19 protein-coding genes and 1 pseudogene are annotated in these 23,619 nt (G+C 61.1%); 10 read left to right on the top strand and 10 right to left on the bottom strand.

Annotated features, from left to right (window positions below; all coding sequences use genetic code 11):
- Positions 1-76 precede the first annotated feature (76 nt).
- The gene (locus tag LT42_RS11095) at positions 77-862 is read left to right on the top strand and encodes a class I SAM-dependent methyltransferase (RefSeq protein ID WP_037012355.1); all 786 of its coding nucleotides are present in this window, start codon (positions 77-79) and stop codon (positions 860-862) included.
- 232 nt (positions 863-1,094) lie between these two features.
- Here LT42_RS11095 and LT42_RS11090 read toward each other — a convergent pair whose 3' ends face one another.
- The gene (locus tag LT42_RS11090) at positions 1,095-1,739 is read right to left on the bottom strand and encodes a TetR/AcrR family transcriptional regulator (protein ID WP_037012353.1); all 645 of its coding nucleotides are present in this window, start codon (positions 1,737-1,739) and stop codon (positions 1,095-1,097) included.
- A 105-nt stretch (positions 1,740-1,844) separates the two neighbouring features.
- On the opposite strand from LT42_RS11090, the gene LT42_RS11085 reads away from it, so the two are divergent.
- Together LT42_RS11085 and LT42_RS11080 are read left to right on the top strand one after the other, a co-directional pair.
- Positions 1,845-2,957, top strand: coding sequence for an efflux RND transporter periplasmic adaptor subunit (locus LT42_RS11085; RefSeq protein ID WP_037012351.1), 1,113 nt, complete (start codon positions 1,845-1,847; stop codon positions 2,955-2,957).
- A gap of 6 nt (positions 2,958-2,963) precedes the next feature.
- Positions 2,964-6,041 carry an efflux RND transporter permease subunit gene (locus tag LT42_RS11080; RefSeq protein WP_037012348.1) on the top strand — a complete coding sequence of 1,026 codons (3,078 nt, stop codon included), beginning with the start codon at positions 2,964-2,966 and terminating at the stop codon, positions 6,039-6,041.
- Positions 6,042-6,257: 216 nt separating this feature from the next.
- On the opposite strand, the gene LT42_RS11075 is transcribed toward LT42_RS11080, so the two are convergent.
- From LT42_RS11075 to LT42_RS11045, 7 genes are all read right to left on the bottom strand, one after another.
- Complete coding sequence (locus LT42_RS11075) at positions 6,258-6,947, bottom strand: DUF4197 domain-containing protein (protein WP_037012347.1); 690 nt, start codon at positions 6,945-6,947, stop codon at positions 6,258-6,260.
- 38 nt (positions 6,948-6,985) lie between these two features.
- Positions 6,986-7,384 (bottom strand): YbaY family lipoprotein, encoded by a 399-nt coding sequence (locus LT42_RS11070; protein WP_037012346.1) that lies wholly within the window; start codon positions 7,382-7,384, stop codon positions 6,986-6,988.
- A gap of 512 nt (positions 7,385-7,896) precedes the next feature.
- Positions 7,897-10,389, bottom strand: a complete 2,493-nt coding sequence (plsB, locus tag LT42_RS11065; RefSeq protein WP_037012345.1) for a glycerol-3-phosphate 1-O-acyltransferase PlsB — start codon at positions 10,387-10,389, stop codon at positions 7,897-7,899.
- A gap of 102 nt (positions 10,390-10,491) precedes the next feature.
- Positions 10,492-10,869 (bottom strand): hypothetical protein, encoded by a 378-nt coding sequence (locus LT42_RS11060; RefSeq protein WP_037013250.1) that lies wholly within the window; start codon positions 10,867-10,869, stop codon positions 10,492-10,494.
- 64 nt (positions 10,870-10,933) lie between these two features.
- Positions 10,934-11,743, bottom strand: coding sequence for a putative RNA methyltransferase (locus LT42_RS11055; RefSeq protein ID WP_037012342.1), 810 nt, complete (start codon positions 11,741-11,743; stop codon positions 10,934-10,936).
- Positions 11,743-12,894, bottom strand: a complete 1,152-nt coding sequence (gene dapE, locus LT42_RS11050) for a succinyl-diaminopimelate desuccinylase (RefSeq protein WP_037012340.1) — start codon at positions 12,892-12,894, stop codon at positions 11,743-11,745. Before dapE ends, LT42_RS11055 begins: the two co-directional genes overlap by 1 nt.
- 199 nt (positions 12,895-13,093) lie before the next feature.
- Complete coding sequence (locus LT42_RS11045; RefSeq protein WP_037012339.1) at positions 13,094-15,682, bottom strand: glycosyltransferase; 2,589 nt, start codon at positions 15,680-15,682, stop codon at positions 13,094-13,096.
- A 232-nt stretch (positions 15,683-15,914) separates the two neighbouring features.
- On the opposite strand from LT42_RS11045, the gene tcdA reads away from it, so the two are divergent.
- Positions 15,915-16,733 (top strand): tRNA cyclic N6-threonylcarbamoyladenosine(37) synthase TcdA, encoded by an 819-nt coding sequence (gene tcdA / locus LT42_RS11040; RefSeq protein ID WP_037013249.1) that lies wholly within the window; start codon positions 15,915-15,917, stop codon positions 16,731-16,733.
- Between the two features lie 73 nt (positions 16,734-16,806).
- Here tcdA and LT42_RS11035 read toward each other — a convergent pair whose 3' ends face one another.
- A complete protein-coding gene (locus tag LT42_RS11035) occupies positions 16,807-17,172 on the bottom strand; it encodes a hypothetical protein (RefSeq protein WP_037012338.1) in 366 nt (121 codons plus the stop codon).
- Between the two features lie 196 nt (positions 17,173-17,368).
- Here LT42_RS11035 and LT42_RS11030 point away from each other — a divergent pair, with 196 nt between their 5' ends.
- The 3 genes from LT42_RS11030 to LT42_RS11020 all read left to right on the top strand — a co-directional run bounded on the left by LT42_RS11030 (position 17,369) and on the right by LT42_RS11020 (position 19,311).
- Positions 17,369-17,635, top strand: a complete 267-nt coding sequence (locus LT42_RS11030) for a type B 50S ribosomal protein L31 (protein ID WP_037012337.1) — start codon at positions 17,369-17,371, stop codon at positions 17,633-17,635.
- Between the two features lie 165 nt (positions 17,636-17,800).
- The gene (gene ddlA, locus LT42_RS11025) at positions 17,801-18,892 is read left to right on the top strand and encodes a D-alanine--D-alanine ligase (RefSeq protein ID WP_037012336.1); all 1,092 of its coding nucleotides are present in this window, start codon (positions 17,801-17,803) and stop codon (positions 18,890-18,892) included.
- Complete coding sequence (locus LT42_RS11020) at positions 18,889-19,311, top strand: NUDIX hydrolase (protein ID WP_037012334.1); 423 nt, start codon at positions 18,889-18,891, stop codon at positions 19,309-19,311. The genes ddlA and LT42_RS11020 overlap by 4 nt, the downstream gene beginning before the upstream one ends.
- Before the next feature lie 511 nt (positions 19,312-19,822).
- Here LT42_RS11020 and metR read toward each other — a convergent pair.
- Complete coding sequence (metR, locus tag LT42_RS11015) at positions 19,823-20,740, bottom strand: transcriptional regulator MetR (protein ID WP_037012332.1); 918 nt, start codon at positions 20,738-20,740, stop codon at positions 19,823-19,825.
- A gap of 205 nt (positions 20,741-20,945) precedes the next feature.
- Here metR and LT42_RS11010 point away from each other — a divergent pair.
- From LT42_RS11010 to LT42_RS11000, 3 genes and pseudogenes are all read left to right on the top strand, one after another.
- A pseudogene (locus LT42_RS11010) lies at positions 20,946-21,554 on the top strand (5-methyltetrahydropteroyltriglutamate--homocysteine S-methyltransferase); the annotation flags it as partial.
- A 166-nt stretch (positions 21,555-21,720) separates the two neighbouring features.
- The gene (locus LT42_RS11005) at positions 21,721-22,713 is read left to right on the top strand and encodes an alpha/beta fold hydrolase (RefSeq protein ID WP_037012328.1); all 993 of its coding nucleotides are present in this window, start codon (positions 21,721-21,723) and stop codon (positions 22,711-22,713) included.
- A gap of 143 nt (positions 22,714-22,856) precedes the next feature.
- Entirely contained in the window at positions 22,857-23,522 is a 666-nt protein-coding gene (locus LT42_RS11000; RefSeq protein ID WP_037012326.1) for a DsbA family oxidoreductase, read from the top strand.
- Positions 23,523-23,619: the final 97 nt, after the last annotated feature.

Here is a 23,619-nt window from a genome sequence, read left to right as displayed (position 1 = left end):
GTCTGGCAAAATGCCGGATACATTCGTTATCGGCAGATGTTGCCAATCATTAAGAAATTTTGAGCGCGTAGAAACAATGACTGAGCATCACGCGGGCAGCCGCATTCGGGTCGACAGCCTGACCCCCGACGGGCAGCAAATGGCAGCGCACTGGGCGCAGCGACTGGCGTTGCCACTGGACGATGCCGAAGCGGACTTCGCCTTGCAAGTGGCCGCCGACGGCCTGCAGTTGCAGCAGTTGGGTGACGACGCGCCGGGCCCGGTGCGGGTGGATTTCGTGGAAGGCAAAGCAGCGCACAGGCGGCTGTTTGGCGGCGGCAGCGGGCAGATGATCGCCAAGGCTGTCGGTGTCCAGCCGGGCGTGCGACCGCGGGTGCTGGATGCCACGGCGGGGCTGGGCAAGGATGCGTTCGTGCTGGCGAGTCTGGGTTGCGAAGTGAGCCTGATCGAGCGGCAGCCAATCATCGCCGCACTGCTTGAGGACGGTCTGGCGCGCGGGGCACAGGATCTGGACGTGGGCCCGATCATCGCGCAGATGCGTTTGTTGACCGGCAACTCCATCGACCTGATCCGGCAATGGCAGGGCGACCCACCCCAGGTCATCTACCTCGACCCGATGTTTCCCCACCGCGAAAAGACCGCTCTGGTGAAAAAGGAAATGCGCCTGTTCCGGCCACTGGTGGGCGACGACATGGACGCCCCGGCGCTGCTTGAGGCGGCGCTGGCGCTGGCCAGTCATCGCGTGGTGGTCAAACGCCCGCGCAAGGCCCCGTGCATTGCTGGTGCGAAACCGTCATACGCGCTGGACGGCAAGTCCAGCCGTTACGACATCTACCCGAAGAAGGCGCTGAAGGGCGCCTGACTGCGGGCTTTGTGTAGGGGCTCTTGAAGGTTGTGTGCGACGGCGGGGTTAAAGCCGGTGCCACATTTGAAATCACCCCGATATCAATGATCCCCGGCGATCCCAAACTGTAGGAGCCGGCTTGCTGGCGAATGCGGTGTGCCATGTCAGTAACGGGCAGCTGACACCACGCGTTCCCCAGCAAGCCGACCCCTGCAGATTGAGCCGGGGCGTCACTCCAGCGTCGATCAGGTTATGGCGCCTCCTGAACCCGATACGCCTTCATGAACAACGCCACCACTTCCCGCACATGCTGTTCGCCGGTCTGCTCATCGGGAGTCTCGCCCGCGCCGATGAGTAGCCGGAAGTTGCAGACGCCTTTGATCAAACTCAAAAAATGCCCGGCGGCGCTGGCCGGCGAGTCAAAGTGCAGGCCGTGTGTGCCGTTCAGTTTGGTCAGAAACCGCTCCATCTCTTGCAGGATGCGCTGTGGGCCCGCCTCGAAAAACACCTGCGACAGCGAAGACCCTTGCGTCCCCAGGGTGATCATCAGCCGGTGTAGATCAATCGACTCGGGGCTGTTGATCAGCGTCTGAAACCCTCTGGCAATACCCAGCAATACTTTCTCGACAGGCGCATCCATTGGCACGTCGACGAACAGCTCGGGCACTTGCTCTTCGCAGCGGGCGACTACCGCGCAGGAAAATAACGTGTCTTTGTCGGTGAAGTGACTGTAAACGGTGAGCTTGGAGACCCCGGCTTCAGCCGCAACGGCGTCCATGCTGGTATTGGCGTAGCCGTGACGCACAAACAGGTTTTTGGCGGCGTCAAGAATCGCCTGGCGCTTGGCCAGATCCTTGGGCCGGCCGGGCCCACTGGGGGATGTGGAGTCGTTCATGGAGTCTTTAGGCATCTTGATCTATTAGTGGACTGTTCAGTTCGGTAATTTTAAATATACTCGCCAGTACAATTATTCCAAGCTCTCTGCCCAAGGTGCCTCACCATGCTGCGCGATGCCCTGTTTCTTGCTCGGCTCTTTGCCCTGCCGGTCTGTTTGATCGCGGCGCTGTCCGGTTGCGGGCCGCAAGCACCGGCTGCCACCACGGTGCGGCCTGCCATGGTGGTGCAACCGCTGCCATCTGCCCAGTCCATGGACAGCTACCCCGGCGAAGTTCGCGCCCGCCTCGAACCCGAGCTCGCCTTTCGCATTCCCGGCAAGGTCAGCAAACGCCTGGTCGAGGAAGGCGAGCGGGTCAAGCTCAATCAGCCGCTGGCCGAGCTCGACGCGCAGGATGTGCGCCTGCAACAGGATGCCATCCGGGCGCAGGTGGCGGCAGCCGACACCAATCTGCAGACGGTCCGCTCCGAGCGTGACCGCTACAAGACGCTGATGGACCGCCAGATGGTGAGCAAGTCTCTATACGACAACGCCGAGAATCTTTACCGCGCCGCAGACGCCCGTCTTAGACAGCTCAAGGCGGAATTGACCGTCGCCGATAATCAGACCGGCTACGCGGTGCTTCGCGCACCTCAAGAGGGTGTGATTGCCAGAAGGCTGGTGGAGGTCGGGCAAGTGGTGGCGGCCGGGCAGACGGTCTTTACCCTTGCCGCCGATGGCGAACGGGAAGTCTCGATCAGTCTGCCGGAGCAGAACTACGGCCGTTTCAAGATTGGCGATCCGGTGTCCGTCGAGCTGTGGACCCAGCGCGAGCAGCGCTTCCCCGGCCGCATCCGCGAGCTGTCTCCGGCCGCTGATCCGCGTTCGCGCACCTTCGCCGCACGCATAGCGTTTGCCGGCGGGAAGGTACCGGCTGAGCTGGGCCAGAGCGCTCGGGTGTACATCCAGTCCGAACACGCCGCACCGTTGTCTGTGCCGCTGTCGGCGCTCACCGCGGAAAACGGCGCGACCTACGTCTGGCGCTTGCAGAACGACTCCACGCTTAAACGCACGCCGGTGCAGGTCGGTGCGTACGGGCAGGAATCGGTGCCGGTGCTCAGTGGCCTGCAGGCCAGCGACTGGGTGGTCGCGGCCGGCGTACACGTGCTCCACGAAGGCGAACAGGTGCGACCGGTCGATCGCAGCAACCGGGCGGTCAGACTGGCGGCAAAGGAGTAGCAAGGGATGCGGTTCAATCTTTCCGAATGGGCCCTGCGAAACCGGCAGATGGTCCTGTACCTGATGATATTGCTGGCCGTCGTTGGCGCGCTCTCCTATACCAAGCTTGGCCAGAGTGAAGACCCGCCATTCACCTTCAAGGCCATGGTCATCCGCACCCTTTGGCCTGGCGCCAGCGCGCAGGAAGTGTCTCGGCAGGTCACCGACCGGATCGAGAAGAAGCTCATGGAAACCGGGGATTACGAGCGCATTGTCTCGTTTTCGCGTCCCGGTGAATCCCAGGTCACCTTCATCGCTCGGGACTCACTGGTGTCGGCCCGGCTACCGGAGCTGTGGTACCAGATCCGTAAAAAGATCGGCGACATACGGCAGAACCTTCCGGCCGGCGTACAGGGCCCGTTTTTCAACGACGAGTTCGGCACCACCTTTGGCAATCTGTACGCGCTGACGGGCGAAGGCTTCGACTACGCCGTGCTCAAGGACTATGCCGACCGCATTCAGATCCAGCTTCAACGCATCAAGGACGTGGGCAAGGTCGAGCTGTTGGGGCTGCAGGACGAGAAGATCTGGATCGAGCTGTCGAACGTCAAGCTCGCCACCCTGGGGCTGCCGATGCAGTCGGTGCAGCAGGCGCTGGAAGCACAGAATGCCGTGGTCGCAGCGAGCTTTTTCGAGACGCCAAGCGAGCGCGTTCAGCTGCGTGTCACCGGGCGCTTTGAGACCGTCGATGAAATCCGCGATTTCCCCATTCGCGTGGGCGACCGCACGTTCCGTATCAGCGATCTGGCGGATGTTCGGCGCGGCTTCAACGACCCGCCTGCACCGCAAATGCGCTTTATGGGGCAGGACGCCATTGGGCTTGCTGTCGCCATGAAAGACGGCGGCGACATCCTTGTGCTGGGGCGCGCGCTGGAGGCTCAGTTTGCGCGCCTGCAAGATAACCTCCCCGCCGGGATGCAACTGCGCAAGGTGTCCGATCAGCCCGCGGCGGTGAAGACCAGTGTCGGCGAGTTCGTTCAGGTGCTCGCCGAAGCCCTAGGCATCGTGCTGCTGGTGAGCTTCTTCTCCCTCGGCGTGCGCACCGGCATGGTGGTGGCATTGGCGATCCCGCTGGTGCTGGCGATGACTTTCGCCTGTATGTACTACCTGGGCATCGGTTTGCACAAGATCTCTCTCGGCGCGCTGGTGCTGGCGTTGGGCTTGCTGGTGGACGACGCGATCATTGCCGTGGAAATGATGGCGATCAAGATGGAGCAGGGGTATGACCGGTTGAAGGCCGCCAGCTTTGCCTGGACCAGCACGGCCTTCCCGATGCTGACCGGCACGCTGATCACCGCCGCAGGCTTCTTGCCCATCGCCACCGCGCAATCGAGTACCGGCGAATACACCCGGTCGATCTTCCAGGTGGTGACCATCGCGTTGATCGCATCGTGGATTGCCGCCGTCGTGTTTGTGCCGTATCTGGGCGCCCGGCTGTTGCCGGATCTGGCAAAAATTCACGCGGCCAGGCATGGCTCCGGAGCCAGCGCGCCCGATCCCTATGCCACGCCGTTCTACCGACGCGTGCGCGGTTTGGTGGGGTGGTGCGTGCGTCGCCGCAAAACGGTAATCGTACTGACGATCGCGTTGTTTGCGTTGTCGATTTTCATGTTTCGTTTCGTGCCCCAGCAGTTCTTCCCGGCATCCGGTCGGCTGGAACTGATGGTCGACCTGAAACTCGCCGAAGGCGCGTCGCTGAGCAGCACTGCCGAGCAGGTCAAGCGGCTGGAAGCAATGCTCAGGGAGCATGAGGGTGTGGAAAATTATGTCGCTTACGTTGGCACCGGATCGCCGCGCTTTTACCTGCCGCTGGACCAGCAGTTGCCAGCTGCAAGTTTCGCCCAGTTCGTTGTGCTGGCGAAGACCATCGAGGAGCGTGAGGCGCTGCGCACCTGGCTGATCCAGACGCTGGATGAGCACTTTCCAACGCTGCGGCCGCGAGTAACGCGTCTGGAAAACGGACCGCCCGTGGGCTACCCCGTGCAGTTTCGCGTGACAGGCGAGCACATCGACGAGGTGCGAGCGCTGGCGCGTAAAGTGGCGGCGAAGGTGCGAGAGAACCCTCATGTGGTCAACGTTCACCTGGATTGGGAAGAGCCCAGCAAAGTCGTGCATCTCAATGTGGATCAGGACCGGGCCAGGGCGCTGGGTATCACGACGGGTGACGTGTCGCGCTTTTTGCAGAGCCAGCTGACCGGCTCGAGCGTGAGTCAGTACCGTGAGGACGACGAGCTGATCGAAATCCTGGTCCGCGGCACAGAGCAGGAGCGCCATGAGTTGGGGAGTCTTGCCAGTCTTTCGGTGCCGACCAGCAACGGCGGCAGCGTTGCTCTGTCCCAGGTCGCGACCTTGGAGTACGGCTTCGAGGAGGGCATCATCTGGCACCGTAACCGCTTGCCCAACGTGACGGTGCGCGCCGATATCTATGGCAAAGAGCAACCGGCGACGCTGGTGAAACAAATTTCGCCGACGCTGGACGATGTGCGCGCTCAGTTGCCTGACGGCTATTTGCTGGAGGTCGGAGGCACGGTGGAGGATTCGGCGCGCGGGCAGAATTCGGTGAATGCCGGGGTGCCGCTGTTTATCGTGGTCGTGCTGACATTGCTGATGGTTCAGCTGCGCAGTTTCTCACGCACCTTCATGGTGTTTCTCACAGCGCCGCTGGGGCTGATCGGCGTGACGCTGTTCCTGCTGCTGTTTAACCAGCCGTTCGGCTTTGTCGCCATGCTGGGCACCATCGCGCTGTCGGGGATGATCATGCGCAACTCGGTGATACTCGTTGACCAGATCGAGCAGGACATTGCATCTGGAGTGGGGCGCTGGCAAGCAATCATCGAGGCCACGGTTCGGCGCTTCCGCCCGATCGTGCTCACCGCGCTGGCGGCCGTGCTGGCCATGATTCCGTTGTCACGCAGTGTATTCTTCGGGCCGATGGCAGTCGCCATCATGGGCGGTCTGATCGTCGCCACGGCGCTGACGTTGTTGTTCCTGCCGGCACTGTATGCGGCCTGGTTCAGGGTGAAGAAGGATGAGGGATTGCCCTGAACCAGATGGCGCCTGCGCTCTGAATCAACTGTGGGGGTGAGCTTGCTCGCAGATGGGCAGGTACATTCGCTGACTATCCAGTGAGTGAAACGCCGTCTTCGTGAGCAAGCTCACTCCCACATGGACCGTGTCAGGTGCCGGATCACTCGGCACGGTGGACGGAACCGTTCCCGTTAAACGGTCAAACTCGGTGGCCGCCTCGCACCTCGGCGCCTGTCACAACGCGCCAAATGCCTTTTTCGCCAGTCCGGTGGCAGCCGCTGCCGGGTTGGCGCGAATGGTTTCTTCCTGTTTGGCGATCATTTCAAACAGCCCGTTCAGTGCCTTCTCCGTCACATAGCCTTCGATATTCGCGCTTTTCGTGTCCAGCACACCCAGGGTTGCGGCTTGGCCGGCGAACGCGTTGTATTTCTGCGCCAGTCCCACTTTGTCAGTGGCCTGTTTCACAATCGGCAAGAACTTGGCGCGAATCTGTTCGCGGCTGGATTTGCTCAGGTATTCGGTGGCCGAGTCCTTGCCGCCGCTTAGAATCCCTTTGGCGTCTGCCACGCTCATCTTCTTGACGGCGTCGACCAGCAGCGTCTGTGCCTGAGGCATCGCGGCTTCTGCCGCCTGGTTCATGCTGGTTTCCAACTGGTCAACCTGTGCGCCCATGCCGAACTGTTTCATCTTCTTGGCGACTTTGCCGAGGCTGCCGGGGAGTTCGATGCGTACGTCTTTGTTGTTATTGAAGCCTCCTGGCGCGCCCAGTTGCTTGACGGCGACTTGCGCGCCTTGGGTGAGGGCATCCTTCAGGCCGCCGGTGGCGTCCGATTGGGACAGGTCACCGAGCGACAACGCGAAGGCACTGGCCGACAACAGCAGGCCGGCGCAGACGCCAGTAAACGAGAGGGAGCGACGCAACATGGGTAATGTCCTTTTCAACGGTCTGTGAGTCGGCACGATCAATGCGCCGGGCTCAAACGAATTTTGACGGGGGGCTTTTCGTCCAGCGTCAGGTCCACGGTGTAGCGCTCGGTGCTGATCAGCAGCAGCTTGCCGTCCACTTCAATGCGCGCACTGACGGCGTAAGTATGCCCCGGCTGGACCTGCTTCTGATCGTAGGTCAAATGGAACGGCAGCGGCACCTGACCCTTGATCGGGCCGCTCTGGCTGGCGAGGACCTGTGCGGGTGCATCGGCCAGGCTGACGTCTTGCAGGGACACTTTCAGCGTGGCCGCAGGAGGCAGCGCCATGCGCTGGAGATAGAAGACTTCGCCATCTACCGTCCCCGGTACGTTGTCCGGCACATGAGCACAGGCGGCCAGTGCGGTGGTCATTAACGCGAGCAGAATGCCTTTCATGTGATGCTCCTTTTCAACCAAAAAACCGAATGGCTCGGAGAGCGAGATTACTGTAGATGCCGGGTTGCTGGCGAATGCGGTGGGTCAGGCACACTTGTGGGGGCTGACACCCCCGGTTCGCCAGCAAGCCGGCTCCTACAGTTTGGTGCGTTCGCCTGTTATTTCGGGTTGTTGAGGGGATTGCTGCGGCTGCCCGTGATTTCGGTTTGTTGCGGGCATTGCTGCGTTTGACCGTGATTTTGGGTTGATGCGGGGATTGCCGCGTTTGCCCGTCATTTTGGGTTGATGCGGGGATTGCCGCGTTTGCCCGAGATTTCGGGTTGTTGCGGGGATTGCTGCGTTTGACCGTGATTTTGGGTTGTTGCGGGGATTGCCGCGTTTGCCCGTGATTTCGGTGATTACGGAGATTACTGTAGGAGCCGGCTTGCTGGCGAATGCGGTGGGTCAGACACCTCAATGGTGACTGACACGACCAGGTTCGCCAACAATCCGGTTCCTACAGGGGCATTCGCTCATGCAATCGGGGCGGGGCCGACGACGTCATCGTTGCGATGCAGCGCGACCTGGCGGATCGACAGCCTGATTTCCGCCGGCAGTACACGCTTGGCTGCGCCTTCTGCCAGATCGCCCAACATGTCGTGATAACTCAATTTGCCGGCCTCGTCGGTGCGCAGCACGCCCTGGTCCAGTAGCGTCTGAATGAAATGCCGGAACAGGCTTTTGTCGAAGAACTCCGGCGCATTCAAACCGTGAAGGATCGATAAGCGCTGTGCCATCGTCGTACACAGCTCCTCGAGTCCTTCGGCCGTCAACGTGTGCTGGCCGCTGTTGAGCAGCAGGGAAATCGCCATGTAGAAGCGCTGGAGTGTCTGAGCAATGGCCCTCGACAGCAGCGTCAGCAGCACGAAATGCCGCGAGCTGGGTGCTGGGCGCAGGTACACGCCTTTCTCGACACGCAACAGCCCTTGCTCGACGAACGCCGTCAGCCACTGATCGATAACCTCATCCAGCTCGTCGAGTGACCAGCGGATGAACAACTCCGATTGCAGGTACGGATAAAGCGCCCGTGTGAAGCGCAGAATCTGTTCACGGCTCATGCGCGACGAGCTCTGAAAGAAGCACGCCAGTAGCGACGGCAGCGCGAAGATGTGCAGCACATTGTTGCGGTAATAGGTCATCAGGACGGCATTCTGCTCGTCCAGGTACAGAATCTTGCCCAGCGCATCGCTGAGTTCCGAGAGCAGATCCATCCCCTTGACGTGCTCTATCAGCGCCCGGCCATCGCCGTCGGGCAGCGTTGTGTGGGGCGAGTAGGGCACGGAGCGCAATAGAGTCAGGTACAAGTCCAGCACGCGCGCCAGGGCTTGATCATCCAGCGCATGTTTGGCGGTTGACAACAATGCCAGCGCCACCAGATTGACCGGATTGATTGCCGCTGCTTCGTTCAAGTGTCGGGCCACCCGCTCGCCGAGGCGGTGCGTGGTCTCGTTGAGCCAGGCCGGTTTGAACAATGGCGCCAGCGACTGGGTGCGCCAGTCGGGCTGCTCGTGGTCGAGAAATTCCGTCAGCTTGATCGGCTCGCCGAAGTTGACCGAGACCTGGCCAAAGCGTTGTTTCAGTGCGCCGATGACTTTGAAGATGTCGAAGATCGACTCTTTCTTCTTCGCTGCACCGCGCAATTCGCCGAGGTAGGTCCGGCCTTCAAGCACGCGCTCATAACCGATGTACACCGGCACAAAGACAATGGGCATGCGCGAGTTGCGCAAGAAGCTGCGCAGGGTGATGGCGAGCATGCCGGTTTTTGGTTGCAGCATGCGCCCAGTGCGCGAGCGCCCGCCCTCGACGAAGTACTCGACCGGGAAGCCTTTGGTAAACAGAGTGTGCAGGTACTCGTTGAACACCGCGGTATAGAGCGGATTGCCCTTGAACGTGCGACGCATGAAAAAGGCGCCGCCGCGTCGCAGCAAGCTGCCGATCACCGGCATGTTGAGGTTGATCCCGGCAGCGATGTGCGGCGGGGTCAGGCCGTTGCGAAACAGCAGATACGACAGCAGCAGATAGTCGATATGACTGCGATGGCAAGGGACGTAGATAATCTCATTGCCTTGGGCGACGTTCTGCACGCCTTCGAGATGACTGACTTTGATGCCGTCGTAGATTTTGTTCCAGAACCAGCTCAGCACCACTTCCAGAAAACGGATGGCAGTGTAGGTGTAGTCCGAGGCGATCTCGTTGCCATAGTGCAGGGCTTTGTCGCGCGCCTTGGCTTCGGTGATCTTCTCCCGCGCGGCCTCGTCCAGAATGGCTTGCCTGACCAGCGGGTCGGCAACCAGGCCTTTCACCAGATGGCGACGGTGGGAAAGGTCCGGCCCGATCACTGAGGTCTTCAGGTTGCGAAAGTGAACGCGCAGCAGGCGTTGAGCCATGCGCACAGTGCGCTCGTAACCTTTGTTCTCGTCGACCAGTTCACGCACATGAACCGGCGCCGAGAACTGCACCCGCGTTTTGCGGCCCAGGATCAGAATGGTCACGAGGCGACGCAGGCGTCCGGTCACCGCCCAGCTGTCGGCGAACAGCAACTTCCACGGGCTGTCTTCCTTGTCCGGAGACTGACCCCAGAACACGCTGACCGGAATGATTTGCGCATCTTCCGTGGCGTTATGAGTCACCGCGCCGACCAGACGTTCAAGGGTTGGGGGCGCGCCGCGCTTGTCGTGCCGGCCCAGCCAGTCCGGCGCGGGCGTCAGATAAAAGAACGCCGCCGGTTCTATCAGGTTGCCCACCGCCACGGACAGCACCGGGCGCGGCAGGCCAGCCTTGCGGCACTCCGTGTCGAGGACCGGCAGATCACTCATCGAGGGGTTTTGCAGCGCGTAGAAAACCGGACGGCTGCGGTCAAGATTAAGGGTGAAGGACGACTGATTGATCGTCTCGGAGCGCACCCACAGATAAAGCAGGCGGCGCACGGTGCCGAACACAAGACGGCGAAACGGGGAACGGGTCATAGAATTCTGCTGAGAGGGGCAATGCCCGCGAGGCCGCCAGTTTGCCGTATCTGACAAACGTGGGCAAAGAGGCGGGGCCGGACAGCCCCGCGGCCCGATACGTTACGACGTGCGCCAGGTAATTTCTTCTTCACCGTCGTCACTGATGCGGATCCACTGGTCGGCCTCCGCGTCGTTTTCTTCCTCGACCCAAGTGCCCGGGGCGCAGCGGACTTCAACGTGCAGGGCGGCGAAAGCGGCGCGGCCGCAGGCGACGTCGTCGTCCCACGGCGTCTTGTCGCTGTCCAGGCACAGGCTGTTCCATTTGCCCACGGCTTTGGGAATCCAGGTCACGGGCACGTCGCCCGCCTGGCATTTCCAGGTCTGGCCTTTCTGCGTCCATTCGGTGCAGGGGCCAATCGCTTGAGTCAGCCAGGCGGTGATTGCCTTGTGGTCGACGTCAGCGTCTTTCAGGTAAATCTCGATATCGGGTTGGCGCATGGATGCCTCGTGGTTGTTCTGGAAATCCACTCGCGGATTCAGTCGGTTCAGTTACTGCAAACGGTCAATGGAGCACGAAATAATCGTAGCGCATGGACACCGTCACCTCGAAGGGTTCTACCTGCTCGATGACCTTTGCCCGGCGCTCGGCACTGGCGCGCCAGCCGTGCGGGGTCATCGCCAGCAGGTTGGCGCGCGCCTGGCCATCGACCAGTTTCAACGTGAAGCGCAGGGTTTCGCTGTGCTGCAGGCTCATGCCTTCGGGCACCAGAGCGAGGTGTTTGTCGTCGCTGTAATCACGCACTTCGTCGTACAGACGTTGGCGCAGTTCCATCAGGTGGTCGTTGGTCGGGCCCACACGCATCAAGCCGCCCCCCGGCGACAGCAGGCGCCTGGCCTCGGCCCAGTCCAGGGGGCTAAAGACGCTGGCGATGAACTGCATGCTGGCATCCGGCAACGGCACGCGCGCCATGCTGGCGATCAACCAGGTGATAGCCGGATCGCGCTTGCAGGCGCGCTTCACGGCTTCACGGGAAATGTCCAGCGCATAACCGTCAGCCTCGGGCAGGGCTTGAGCGATTTGTGCGGTGTAATAACCCTCGCCGCAACCGATGTCGACCCAGTGCGCCGGCGCGCGCTCGGCTGCGAGTTCAGCCAGGCGTTTCGCCACTGGCGCATAGTGCCCGGCATTGAGGAAGTCGCGGCGGGCCTCGACCATCGCCTGATTATCCCCAGGGTCGCGGCTGTTTTTGTGTTGCACGGGCAACAGGTTCAGGTAGCCCTGACGGGCACGGTCGAAGCGGTGCCCGGCCGGGCACACGACACCGTTATCCGCTGAATCGAGCGGGGCGGAGCAGATCGGACAGGTCAGCATCAGGCGAGCAACTTGACCAGGGTCTGGTAGTAGATTTCAGTCAGCACGTCGAGGTCGCTGGCAAGGATACGCTCGTTGACCTGATGGATCGTCGCGTTGACCGGGCCCAGCTCGACCACTTGGGTGCCCAGGGTTGCGATAAAGCGACCGTCGGAAGTGCCGCCACTGGTCGACGCGCGGGTGTCGCGACCGGTGACGTGTTTGATGCTCGCCGACACCGCGTCCAGTAGCGCACCCGGTTCGGTGAGGAATGGCAGGCCGGACAGCGCCCACTCCACGTGCCAGTCCAGTTCGTGCCTGTCGAGGATGGCGGCCACGCGTTGTTTCAGCCCCTCAACGGTGGACTCGGTGGAGAAACGGAAATTGAACACCGCCACCAGATCCCCCGGGATCACATTGGTGGCGCCGGTGCCGGAATTCAGATTGGAAATCTGGAAGCTGGTCGGCGGGAAGAAATCATTGCCGTGGTCCCAGTGCTCGGCGGCCAGCTCGGCCAGCGCAGGCGCGGCCAGGTGAATCGGGTTTTTTGCCAGGTGCGGGTAGGCGACATGGCCCTGGATGCCTTTGACGGTGAGCGTCGCACCCAGCGAGCCGCGACGGCCATTTTTGACCACGTCGCCGACCAGTGTGGTGCTCGAAGGCTCGCCAACGATGCACCAGTCCAGTCGTTCCTGGCGCGCCGCCAGACGCTCGACCACGGCCTTGGTGCCGTGATGGGCCGGCCCTTCTTCGTCGCTGGTGATCAGGTAGGCGACCTTGCCCTTGTGGTTCGGATGGTCGGCCACAAAACGCTCGGTGGCCACGATCATCGACGCCAGACTGCCTTTCATGTCGGCGGCGCCGCGGCCGCACAGCATGCCGTCCTGGTCGATCAGCGCACTGAAAGGGTCGTTTTGCCAGGCCTGAACCGGGCCGGTCGGTACTACATCCGTGTGGCCGGCGAAGCACAGCACCGGACCGTCCTGCGTGCCGTGGGTCGCCCAGAAGTTGTCGACATCCTGGATGCGCATCGGCTCCAGCGCAAAACCGGCAGCGCTCAGGCGTTTCATCATCACAGCCTGGCAGTCGGCATCCAGTGGCGTAACGGATGGGCGACGGATCAGGTCGCAGGCGAGTTGCAGCGTGGGCGAGAGGTCGGCTGGGGCTGTCATGAGGGGTCCGCAGGTATTGAGTTGATCACCTGCAGGCATGCGTTTGCCCGCGAATACGAGGCGCGTCAGCTCAGGTCTTGCTGACACGCTCGCTGCAATCACGGACACCTGCGGGCCTACAGGCAGGGCGATAAACGGCAGATATCTTAAAGCAAAACGGCGACCCTAAGGCCGCCGTTTAGTACAGCGCTCAATTGTTTCAGGCAGTAGCGGGTTCTTCCGCCGATTTCGGTTTTGGCAGCGAGGACAGGAACGCCATGATCAATGCCGCCAGATATGGCAGCGACTGCACTAACAGCATCGTTACCCAAAAGCGCATGTCGTTGCTCGGTAAACCCTGAACCAGGCAGATGCCCAGCGCAGCGCCCCACAGCAGCAGCATGATGAACAGCTCCTCGCGGGCCTCGGAAATCGCCACCAGCAAGCCATGGCTGTCGGCGTTTTTCGGGGTGCGGAAGAACGGGATGCTGGTGGTGAAGAAGCCGTACAGCACCGCTTTGGCGATGGTGTGCGACAGCGCCAGCCCCGCGAGCGCGGCGTAGAACGCATCGGTGAGGTTAACGCCCACGGCGCGACGGTACAGAAAGATGATCTTGCCGACCTTGAAGAAGAACAGCGCCAGTGGCGGGATTGCAAAGATCAGCAGCGGCGGGTCGACCCGGTTGGGCACGATGATCATCGCCGACGACCAGAGCAGTGCGCCCACCGTAAAGAAGATATTCATGCCGTCGGCGACCCACGGCAGCCAGCCCGCGAGGAAGTGATAGCGTTGGCCGCGGGTCAGCTCGGTGTCTTTGCCCCGCAGCAGGCTGGCCGCATGACGCTTGATGATCTGGATCGCGCCATACGCCCAGCGGAAACGCTGCTTCTTGAAGTCGATGAACGTGTCGGGCATCAGCCCCTTGCCGAAGCTGTGGTGCGCATAGGCTGCCGAATAGCCCTTCTCGAACACGCGCAAGCCCAGCTCGGCGTCCTCGCAAATGCACCAGTCCGCCCAGCCGAGTTCTTCCAGCACGGAGCGACGGGTCATCGTCATGGTGCCGTGCTGAATGATCGCGTCGCGGTCGTTGCGTGTGACCATGCCGATGTAAAAGAAGCCTTTGTATTCCGAATAGCACAGCTTCTTGAACGCGCTTTCATGCTGATCACGGTAGTCCTGGGGCGACTGCACCACGGCGATCTTCGGGTCGGCGAAGTGCGGAACCATGTGCTTGAGCCAGTTGCGGTCGACGCAGTAGTCCGAGTCGATCACGGCGATGACTTCAGCATCCGCTGCCGTGTGCGGGATCAGGTAATTCAGCGCGCCGCCCTTGAAACCAGCCAGCGGTGCGACGTGGAAGAACTTGAAACGCGGGCCCAGCATCTCGCAATGGGCCTTGACCGGCTCCCACACGGCCGGGTCCTTGGTGTTGTTGTCGATCAACAGCACCTCGAAGTCCGGGTAGTCCAGCGCAGCCAGCGCGTTGAGGGTCTGTTTGACCATCTCCGGCGGCTCGTTATAGCAGGGCACGTGGATCGAGACTTTCGGTCGGTAGGCCGAATCCCCTTCGACAGGCAGGAATTCGCGACGGCGCTTGTGCGTCCATACCGCTTCGGCCAGTTCGTGCGCCTCGGTCAACAGCACGATGAACACGCCAAACGCGCCCAGCGCCAATAAGAATCCGACCAACAGGCTGAACCAGGTGCTGTATTGCTGACTGTAGTCGTAGCCGATCCAGACCAGAACCGAGCCACACAGAAAGGCGATGAAGGTCAGGAATGTGCGGCCGCGCTGTCGCAAGGCCGAGCCATCAATCAGCAGCAGCGCGAGGGCGAGCATCGCCAGCACTGCCGAACCGATGGCCAGTACGCGCCACTGCGGAATGGCGACAACCGGGCCTTCGAAGTTGAATTTTTGCTGCCTTGCGGCGTTGTAGACGCCCCAATAGGCACCGACCGAACCTTCGTCGCTGGCTTTCCAGGGCTGATCGAAGGCCTCGATCACGAAATAGTTGAAGCCCTGACGGTTGAGCTTGTTCACCAGCGTACGCAGGTACACCGCCTGGTCTGCCTGGGTCGCGTCCGCGCCGCCACGCATGTGACCGTTGCTCGGCCAGCCAACTTCAGAGAGCAGCAGCGGCTTTTTCGGGAACATGCGTTTCAGCTCCCGGGCCCGGTCCAGTACGTACTGACCGGCCTTATCCATCGGGATGTATTCCCAATACGGCAAGATGTGCGCGGCGATCAGGTCAACATGCTTGGCCAGCTCCGGGTACTTCTCCCAGATGTGCCATTGCTCGGACGTCGTCACCGGGACTTTCACGGCAGCCCGGACCCGGTCCAGAGCAGCCATCAGGTCCTTGGGTTTGATTTCTTCCCGATACAGCGCCTCGTTGCCGACGACCACCCGGACCACACTGCGCGTCGTGTTGGCCAGCTCGATGGCTGTGGTGATTTCGCGCTCGTTGCGTTCAAGGTCAGGGCTGATCCAGATGCCGAGGGTCACACGCAGGCCGAACTCCTCAGCGAGTTTGGGAATGTCCTTGAGCGTGCCGTCCACGGAGTAGATGCGGATGTTGTCCGTCTGCTTGCTCATCAACTCCAGGTCCTGACGCATTTCTTCGTCGGACGGGTAGAGGTCTTTCTGCGGGTTTTGTCCCAGCCGGAAAGGCGAGTAGGAGAAGCCGGAGATCTGTTCGGGCCAGTTGGGGGCAGTCACGGGGCGATTGATCAACGCCCAGAATCCGGTGAACAGCGCGGCGATGGCCACGACGACCACAAGGTTGAGTCCAAATTTACGCGATGGCATAGGTACTTCAGGTTCCAAGAGGGGAACGGGGGAGGTGGACAGGGTACAGGGGGCCGAAAGTTTGGCAACTGACCTGTGTCGAAGTTCTTGGCCATGAGGAGGGTTGAGGTGTTGGGTTCAGCGATGGGTTTACCCGCTCATCAGCGACTTTCAGACCAGCTGCCTGCAACTCACCGCTGTCCCGATCGCTCGCAAGCCCTATAATGCGCGCCGGTTTTTTGGGGTATTGGTCATGAGCACAGAAGATCCGCGTTTTGCCGGTGTCGCCCGCCTTTATGGTATCGAGGGCCTGGAGCGCTTGCGCGCGGCCCACGTGGCGGTGGTCGGCATTGGCGGTGTGGGTTCATGGGCCGCTGAAGCCATGGCGCGTTGTGGCGTGGGTGAGATTTCGCTGTTCGATCTGGACGATGTCTGCGTCAGCAACAGCAACCGTCAGTTGCATGCCCTGAGCAGCACGGTCGGCCGCCCGAAAGTGGAGGTCATGGCCGACCGCCTCAGGGAGATCAATCCCGATTGTGTCGTGCACGCGGTCGCGGACTTCGTTACGCGTGAAACCATGGCCGAATACATCACCCCCGATATCGACTGCGTGCTCGACTGCATTGACAGCGTCAACGCCAAAGCGGCACTGATCGCCTGGTGCAAACGCCGCAAGATCCAGATCATCACCACCGGCGGCGCGGGAGGGCAGATCGACCCGACGCTGATTCAGGTCTGCGATCTCAACCGCACGTACAACGATCCACTGGCGTCCAAGGTCCGCTCGACACTGCGCCGCGACTACGGATTTTCCCGTACCGTGACTCGCCACTACAGCGTGCCGTGCGTGTTCTCGACCGAGCAACTGCGTTACCCGAAACCGGATGGCAGCATTTGCCTGCAAAAAAGCTTCGTGGGCGATGGTGTGAAGCTGGACTGCGCGGGTGGCTTCGGCGCGGTGATGATGGTCACCGCGACCTTCGGCATGGTCGCCGCCACCAAGGCTGTGGACAAAATCGTCGCTGGCGTGCGGCGGCCCTCCGAGCGGACCAAGGCGCTGCCTGCGGTCTGAAGCGAAGCAACGGCCGAAACAGTCTGCGTCTGCAGAGGCCGTTCAACCGCGCTCCCCTTACTGAAGCCTCTTGTCAGCGATGCTCGGGCATAGGCTTGCGCTCGAGAGTTTCCCCGATCGCGCCATAGATTTCCTCTTTGCCATCGTCACTGCAGCAGCGGATCTGGTGGAGGATTTCCCCCTCCCTCGGCGACAGCGCAATGTAATTCCATTCGCATGCCTGACGCATGAACACGTCGCGGTCGTTGACTGGCATGACGTCGTCGGCGGCCTCATGCAGCGCCGCTACAACAGGCGAAAGCAGCGCCATAAGCTGATCTGGCTCAGGCTTGCCATCGGTGGCCTGCACCAGACGCTGTAGATGATTCAGCGCGCTGCGTGCGTCGATCAGCTTCATGTGTCCTTCGATGCTCATTTCATATCGGTCGATCAAGTGCATGGCACTACCTCCTGGTGGGGTCGTTCATTCCGTTCCGGTTGGACCGGGCTGGCTCGTCAAAGGCGCGAACGTTAGCCGCAGGGGAGGCGGTGGAAAAGTTGAAAGTTGTAACGGTTACAAATTGGCTGGGGTTGAACTGTTTCGTTTGGTTACTGTATAACGTATTACATGATTGCTTACATTCTGGAGAACAGCGATGAAACCCGATATCCATCCCGACTACCGTCAAGTCCTGTTTCACGACACCGCTGCCGATGTGTTTTTCCTGATCGGCTCCACCGTTGATACTGACCGTACGCACACCCATTCCGACGGTAATACTTACCCCTACGTCGCCCTGGACGTGTCCAGCGCGTCGCACCCGATGTACACCGGTCAGCAGCGCAAGACCACCACCGAAGGCCGAATCGCCGGGTTCAACAAGCGCTTCGCCACGTTTGGCTCCGGCGCCAAAAAGGACTGATGACCGCAGCAGCTCCCGCATTCCGGGTATCGACAGTCGATCACCCGGGTGCGGGATTTTTTTTGCCGTTTTTTCCTGCATTCCGTCTCGCGAGCGTCCGTGGCACTGGACTATCGGGTCAAATTGCTTTTAGCTCTGCGACCTGAAATTCAGGAGCCTCCCCCTTTGAAAAAGTCAGTCGCCATCGTTTTCGGTGGGCAATCCTCCGAGCATGAAGTGTCGTTGCAATCGGCGCGCAACGTGATCAACGCGATTGATCGCAACAACTACGACATCACCCTGATTGGCGTCGACAAGCAAGGCCACTGGCTGCGCTTTGACGAGCACGATTACCTGCACAACCCGACCGACCCGGCGCACATCAAGCTCAGTGACTCCGGGCGTCTGCTGTCGTTGATGCCGGGTGCCAGCGGGCCGCAATTTATGGAAGTGCATACGGGGCGCGAGGTGCCGCGCATTGACGTGGTGTTCCCGCTGATTCATGGCAGCTTCGGCGAAGACGGCTGCCTGCAAGGCATGCTGCGCCTGCTGGATATCGCTTTCGTGGGTCCGGACGTACTCGGTTCCGCCGCCTGTATGGACAAGGACGTGACCAAGCGCCTGCTGCGTGATGCGGGCATTTCGGTAGCGCCGTTTGTGGTGCTTCACCGCGGCGAAGCGGTGGATTTCGTCAGCATCTCTGCCCAACTGGGCCTGCCGCTGTTCGTCAAACCCGCTTGCCAGGGCTCCTCGGTCGGGGTGAGTAAAGTCACCGACGAGGCCGGATACGCTGCTGCGCTGAAGCTGGCGTTCGACTATGACAACAAGGTGCTGATCGAGCAGGGCATCGTCGGACGTGAGGTCGAATGCGCCGTGCTCGGCAACCATCAGCCTCAGGTCAGCGTGTGCGGCGAAGTGGTGGCCAATGATGACTTTTACGCCTACGACACCAAATACCTGAACGACGGCCAGGCGCGCATCGCCATCCCTGCGCAAATACCCGAGGACTTGAGCGAAGCGGTGCGTGAAGTGGCGTTGCAGGCGTATCGCGTGTTGGGCTGTGCGGGTCTGTCGCGTGTGGATTTCTTCGTGACCGAGGCGCGGGAAATCATCATCAACGAGGTCAATACCATCCCGGGTTTCACCTCCATCAGCATGTACCCCAAGCTCTGGCAAGCCAGCGGCTTGAGCTACCCCGAATTGATTGATCGCTTGATCACCCTCGCACTTGAGCGTGCCGAAGAAACCCGCGCGCTGAAAACCGAGGTGGTGCTGTGAAGACCCTGCGTATCGCCGCCGCGCTGCTGACGCGCGCCGACGGCAAAACCTTGCTGGTGCGCAAGCGCGGAACGCTGGCGTTCATGCAGCCGGGCGGCAAGATCGACGCCGGGGAATCGGCCGTTCAGGCGCTGGCTCGTGAGTTGAGCGAGGAGTTGGGCCTGACGATCGTGCCGGATGAAGCGCGGTTTCTGGGGGAGTTTGCGGCCGTCGCGGCAAACGAGCCGGGCTTTGAAGTCAACTGCCAGCTGTATGGCGTCCACGCCGACCAGCCAGTCACCCCGGCGGCCGAGATCGAAGAAGCGATTTGGGTCGATGACGGGAATATCGATGAACTGCACCTGGCGCCGTTGACCCGGGATTCAATATTGCCGCTGTACCGAAGTCTGCAAATAGACTGGTTAACCAGCGGGCGCTGATTGACCGGCGTTCTTGCTACCCATTGAGCGGTTTGCTATTCAGATCTGTAGAAGACGGCTTGCTGGCGAACGCGGTAAGTCTGGTATGTAGATGGCGTCTGGGCGCGTGCATTCGCCAGCAAGCCGGCTTCTACGGATGTCACTGGTCGCAAAGGCCTCCCCAGACAGCACTCACCCGATCCAGCTTTTCGCTGCTTCACCTGAACGAATCGCTATTCGGAGCTGTAGGAGCCGGCTTGCTGGCGAACCCTGCGGGCCAGACGACATTGCAGCGTCTGGAACGATGCATTCGCCAGCAAGCCGGCTCCTACGGATGTCATTGGTCGCAAAGGCCTCACCAGACAGCACTCACCCGATCCAGCTTTTCGCTGCTTCACCTGAACGAACCGCTATTCGGATCTGTAGGAGCCGGCTTGCTGGCGAACTGTGCGGGTCAGGCGACATTGCAGCGTCTGGACACATGGATTCGCCAGCAAGCCGGCTCCTTCAGGTTTTATGGGTCACCCGGCCCTCATCGAACAGCACTCACCCCATCCAGCGTCGAAAATGACGTGTCCTTCGCCGTCAGGAGGAAATCCCTCATGTAGGGCGCGTCCAGCATGTCTGCGCGAATCGCGGCGTAGAGCGTGGCGAAGAGTCCTTTTTCCCCAAGGCGCTTGGCCTTCACATAGCCGCGCGAGCTGTATTCATGCAGCGCCCAGTGCGGCATGCCACACACGCCACGGCCGCTGGCAACCAGTTGCATCATCATCACGCTCAGCTCGGAGGTGCGCACTTGCGCCGGTTCTATGTCGGCTGGTTCGAGAAAACGCGTGAAGATATCCAGTCGGTCACGCTCGACCGGGTAGGTGATCAGGGTTTCAGTGAGCAGGTCTTCCGGGACGACAAAGGGCTTACTGGCCAGCGGGTGCTGATTGGCGACGGCCAGCATGGCCTCATAGGTAAACAGCGGCACGTAGGTAATGCCTGCCAGTTCCAGAGGATCCGACGTCACCACCAAGTCCAGGTCGCCACGGGCGAGGGCAGGCAGAGGCGCAAACGCGAAACCCGAGGCCAGATCCAGCTCGACTTCAGGCCATGCGTCGCGGAACTGATCGATGGTGGGCATCAGCCACTGAAAGCAGCTGTGGCATTCGATCGCCATGTGCAGGCGCCCCGCGACACCGCCCGCCAGCCGCGAGATGTCACGTTCAGCGTGACGTAATTGCGGGAGGACAGAATCAGCCAGCTGCAACAGCCGCAGCCCTGCACTGGTGAACCGCACGGGCTTGGTTTTTCGCACGAACAGCGGCATGCCCATGCGTTCTTCCAGCTCTTTGAACTGATGCGACAGCGCCGACTGCGTCAAATGCAAACGGTCAGCGGCATCAACGAGGCTGTCTGCCTCGCGCAGCGCATGCAGGGTTTTGAGGTGACGAATTTCCAGCACCGACGGCGCTCCATGAGTAAATTTTGTGATCAACACGAAAACAATGAGTTTGTCTCATGCACCCTGCGGTGTCGACAATGGCGCCATCTTTTATGGAGCAGTCAGCATGGCCCTGGACAATCACTCGGTTTTTCCTCATATCGGCGTCGCACTCGGCTTCCAGCGGACGCTCGTTACGCTCGGCGAAGGCATTGGTGAGGGTTCGGTACCCACTTTTACCGCCGATCAGCAGTTCAAGCTTAGTTGGGCGACATTATTTGACGAGGTCGACGAAGCCCGTGCGCAGGGGCATACCGTGCGTCCCGCTATCATTGGCCCGCTGACCTACCTGTGGCTGGGGCAAGTCGACAAGGAAACACCGGACTTCGACAAGCTTGATTTGCTGGATCGACTGCTGCCGGTCTATGGCGAGATTCTCGGTCGGCTGGCGGGGAAGGGCGTGGAGTGGGTGCAGATCGACGAACCGATTCTAACCCTCGACCTGCCGCAGGATTGGAAGAACGCATTCGAGCGTGCGTACCACGCACTGCAATATTCGCCGCTGAAAAAGCTGCTGGCCGTGTCGTGCGGTGGGCTGGGGCTGGGCAGCAACCTGGGCCTGGTGGTGGGCCTGCCGGTGCAGGGGCTGCATGTCGACGTGCTCAGCGCGCCGGAACAAATGCCATTGGTGCTGGACCGCTTGCCCGTCTACAAGGTGTTGTCCCTGGGTGCAGCGCGTGAGCTGGAACCGAGCGGTGCCGGCGCACATGCCGCGCTTGAAGTGGTGAAGGAGGCCCAGCTTCGCTTTGCCGACAATCTCTGGCTTGCAGAAGCCATCGCCGATTCGGCGCTGACGGCAGCAGCGTAAACGGAGGGCCCGGATGACGGTTCTGCTACCGCTCGGCCCTCTTCATCAAACTGTCATGCAACTGTGGCAGCGCGCTTGAGAAAACTTCATCAGACTCGCGGCCTACTGGGGTTCTGTGTGTCGGTGTTTTTCCATGCGGGTTTTACTTTTTCTGGCTGCGCTCCTGTGCAGCCTGCCATCTTTTGCGGCCTCTCGATGCGACGTTGACGTTCCCACGCAGGTGGCCGAGCTCAATGAAGTCCATTTGGCTTATCAAAGCATCGGGCGCGAGTCCGACCCTGCCTTGCTGCTGGTGATGGGGCTTGGCGGACAATTGATCCATTGGCCGGACGAGGTTGTCGTCGCCCTCTGCCAGCAAGGCTTCAGGGTCATTCGCTACGACAACCGGGACGTCGGGCTGTCGACCTGGGTGCAGGCACCTCCCGGCGCCAATCTCACCTACGAGGTGCTGCGCTACAAGATTGGTCTGCCAGTGTCGGCGCCGTATTCGCTCACGGACATGGCGCAGGATGCGCTCGGCCTCATGGACGCACTGCACGTTCAACAATTTCACGTGTTGGGGGCAAGCATGGGCGGCATGATCGCCCAGCATCTGGCCGACATGGCACCCAGGCGCGTTGAGAGCCTGACGCTGATCATGACCAGCTCCGGCGCACCCGGTCTGCCGATGCCCAGCCCGGCTTTGCTGCAACTGCTCGCACGTCGCGGCGCGCCGGACCGTCAAACCGCGCTCGAGCAACAGGCCGACCTGCTGGCCGCTCTGGGCAGCCCCGAGATCAAGGACGACCGGCAAAATCTCTTGAAGCAAGCCGCAGTTTCCTACGACCGCGCATTCAATCCTGAAGGTGTGAAACGGCAAATTCTCGCCATCCTGTCTGAGCCCAGTCGGGTCGAGTTGCTTAACCGCCTGCGGGTGCCGACGCTGGTGGTTCACGGCACGGCCGATCCATTGCTCCCGGTGATGCACGGCATTCATGTCGCAGCGCACATTCAAGGCAGTCAGTTGAAGCTGATACCCGGGCTGGCGCACCGTTTTCAGGAAGCGTTCAAAGCGCCGTTGCTGGCGGCGGTGCTGCCCTATCTGCGTGAGCATCGCGAGGACGCTACCCACGTTGCACAGTTGTAACCGCCAGTCAGCTTCTACCGCAGGTCTGCCGGGCGCGCTCGACACGGCGGTCCTGCAGGCGCTGACAGGCGACGGGGACGACGGGTTTGTGCCGCGTCTCGATCAGCGTATCGTGCACGTTTCCTCTCTTGCACGAGGCTGCCATGAGCATTCCGCTGAAAATCGACTTCATCTCCGACGTTTCCTGCCCCTGGTGCATCGTCGGGCTGCGCGCCCTTGATCAGGCGCTTGAGCATCTGGGCGATGAAGTCGCCGCCGATATCCACTTCCAGCCCTTCGAGCTCAACCCGCAGATGCCGCCTGAAGGGCAGGACATCTTCGAGCACATCGCCGAAAAGTATGGCTCGACCCGCGAGCAGTTTCAGGCCAACGCAGAACATATCCGCGAGCGCGGCGCGGAGCTGGGGTTCGTCTTCAAGCAAGGCGAGCGCCGCATTTTCAATACGTTCGATGCCCATCGGTTGCTGCACTGGGCCGAGCTGGAAGGCAAGCAGCACGCGCTTAAAGAAGCATTGTTCACCGCGTATTTCAGCCAGCACGCCAACGTGTCCAGCCATCAGGTGCTGGCGGATGTGGCCCAGAAAGCCGGGCTTGACCGGGTGCGCGCCGAGGCCGTACTGAGCAGCGATCAGTACGCCAGTGAAGTACGCGAACTGGAGCAGCTATGGGTGTCGCGCGGTGTGAGCTCGGTGCCGACAATTGTGTTCAACGATCAATACGCCGTGTCCGGCGGGCAGCCGGTCGACGTATTCGTCAGTGCCATTCGTCAGATCATCGGCGAGGAATCGAGCGTCGTTAATCCTGTTTGACCGGATGCGTAGTTGGCCGATTGCATGATGTGCAGCTGCACCGTGCGGGACCTCCGACACGTTGCGGCTGCGCCGGCACACTCAATTTGCGCCGTCG

Origin of the sequence: Pseudomonas lutea (assembly GCF_000759445.1) — a bacterium.
In the GTDB taxonomy this organism is placed as follows: Bacteria; Pseudomonadota; Gammaproteobacteria; order Pseudomonadales; family Pseudomonadaceae; genus Aquipseudomonas; species Aquipseudomonas lutea.
Note: the sequence above shows the minus strand (reverse complement) of the source record. Positions and strands in the feature narration are given on the sequence as shown.

Excerpts from the sequence above, each read along its gene's own strand:
- LT42_RS11095 (WP_037012355.1), top strand. The coding sequence starts at position 77 with ATGACTGAGCATCACGCGGGCAGCCGCATTCGGGTCGACAGCCTGACC.
- LT42_RS11090 (WP_037012353.1), bottom strand. The coding sequence starts at position 1,739 with ATGAACGACTCCACATCCCCCAGTGGGCCCGGCCGGCCCAAGGATCTG.
- LT42_RS11085 (WP_037012351.1), top strand. The coding sequence starts at position 1,845 with ATGCTGCGCGATGCCCTGTTTCTTGCTCGGCTCTTTGCCCTGCCGGTC.
- LT42_RS11080 (WP_037012348.1), top strand. The coding sequence starts at position 2,964 with ATGCGGTTCAATCTTTCCGAATGGGCCCTGCGAAACCGGCAGATGGTC.
- LT42_RS11075 (WP_037012347.1), bottom strand. The coding sequence starts at position 6,947 with ATGTTGCGTCGCTCCCTCTCGTTTACTGGCGTCTGCGCCGGCCTGCTG.
- LT42_RS11070 (WP_037012346.1), bottom strand. The coding sequence starts at position 7,384 with ATGAAAGGCATTCTGCTCGCGTTAATGACCACCGCACTGGCCGCCTGT.
- plsB (WP_037012345.1), bottom strand. The coding sequence starts at position 10,389 with ATGACCCGTTCCCCGTTTCGCCGTCTTGTGTTCGGCACCGTGCGCCGC.
- LT42_RS11060 (WP_037013250.1), bottom strand. The coding sequence starts at position 10,869 with ATGCGCCAACCCGATATCGAGATTTACCTGAAAGACGCTGACGTCGAC.
- LT42_RS11055 (WP_037012342.1), bottom strand. The coding sequence starts at position 11,743 with ATGCTGACCTGTCCGATCTGCTCCGCCCCGCTCGATTCAGCGGATAAC.
- dapE (WP_037012340.1), bottom strand. The coding sequence starts at position 12,894 with ATGACAGCCCCAGCCGACCTCTCGCCCACGCTGCAACTCGCCTGCGAC.
- LT42_RS11045 (WP_037012339.1), bottom strand. The coding sequence starts at position 15,682 with ATGCCATCGCGTAAATTTGGACTCAACCTTGTGGTCGTCGTGGCCATC.
- tcdA (WP_037013249.1), top strand. The coding sequence starts at position 15,915 with ATGAGCACAGAAGATCCGCGTTTTGCCGGTGTCGCCCGCCTTTATGGT.
- LT42_RS11035 (WP_037012338.1), bottom strand. The coding sequence starts at position 17,172 with ATGCACTTGATCGACCGATATGAAATGAGCATCGAAGGACACATGAAG.
- LT42_RS11030 (WP_037012337.1), top strand. The coding sequence starts at position 17,369 with ATGAAACCCGATATCCATCCCGACTACCGTCAAGTCCTGTTTCACGAC.
- LT42_RS11005 (WP_037012328.1), top strand. The coding sequence starts at position 21,721 with ATGCGGGTTTTACTTTTTCTGGCTGCGCTCCTGTGCAGCCTGCCATCT.
- LT42_RS11000 (WP_037012326.1), top strand. The coding sequence starts at position 22,857 with ATGAGCATTCCGCTGAAAATCGACTTCATCTCCGACGTTTCCTGCCCC.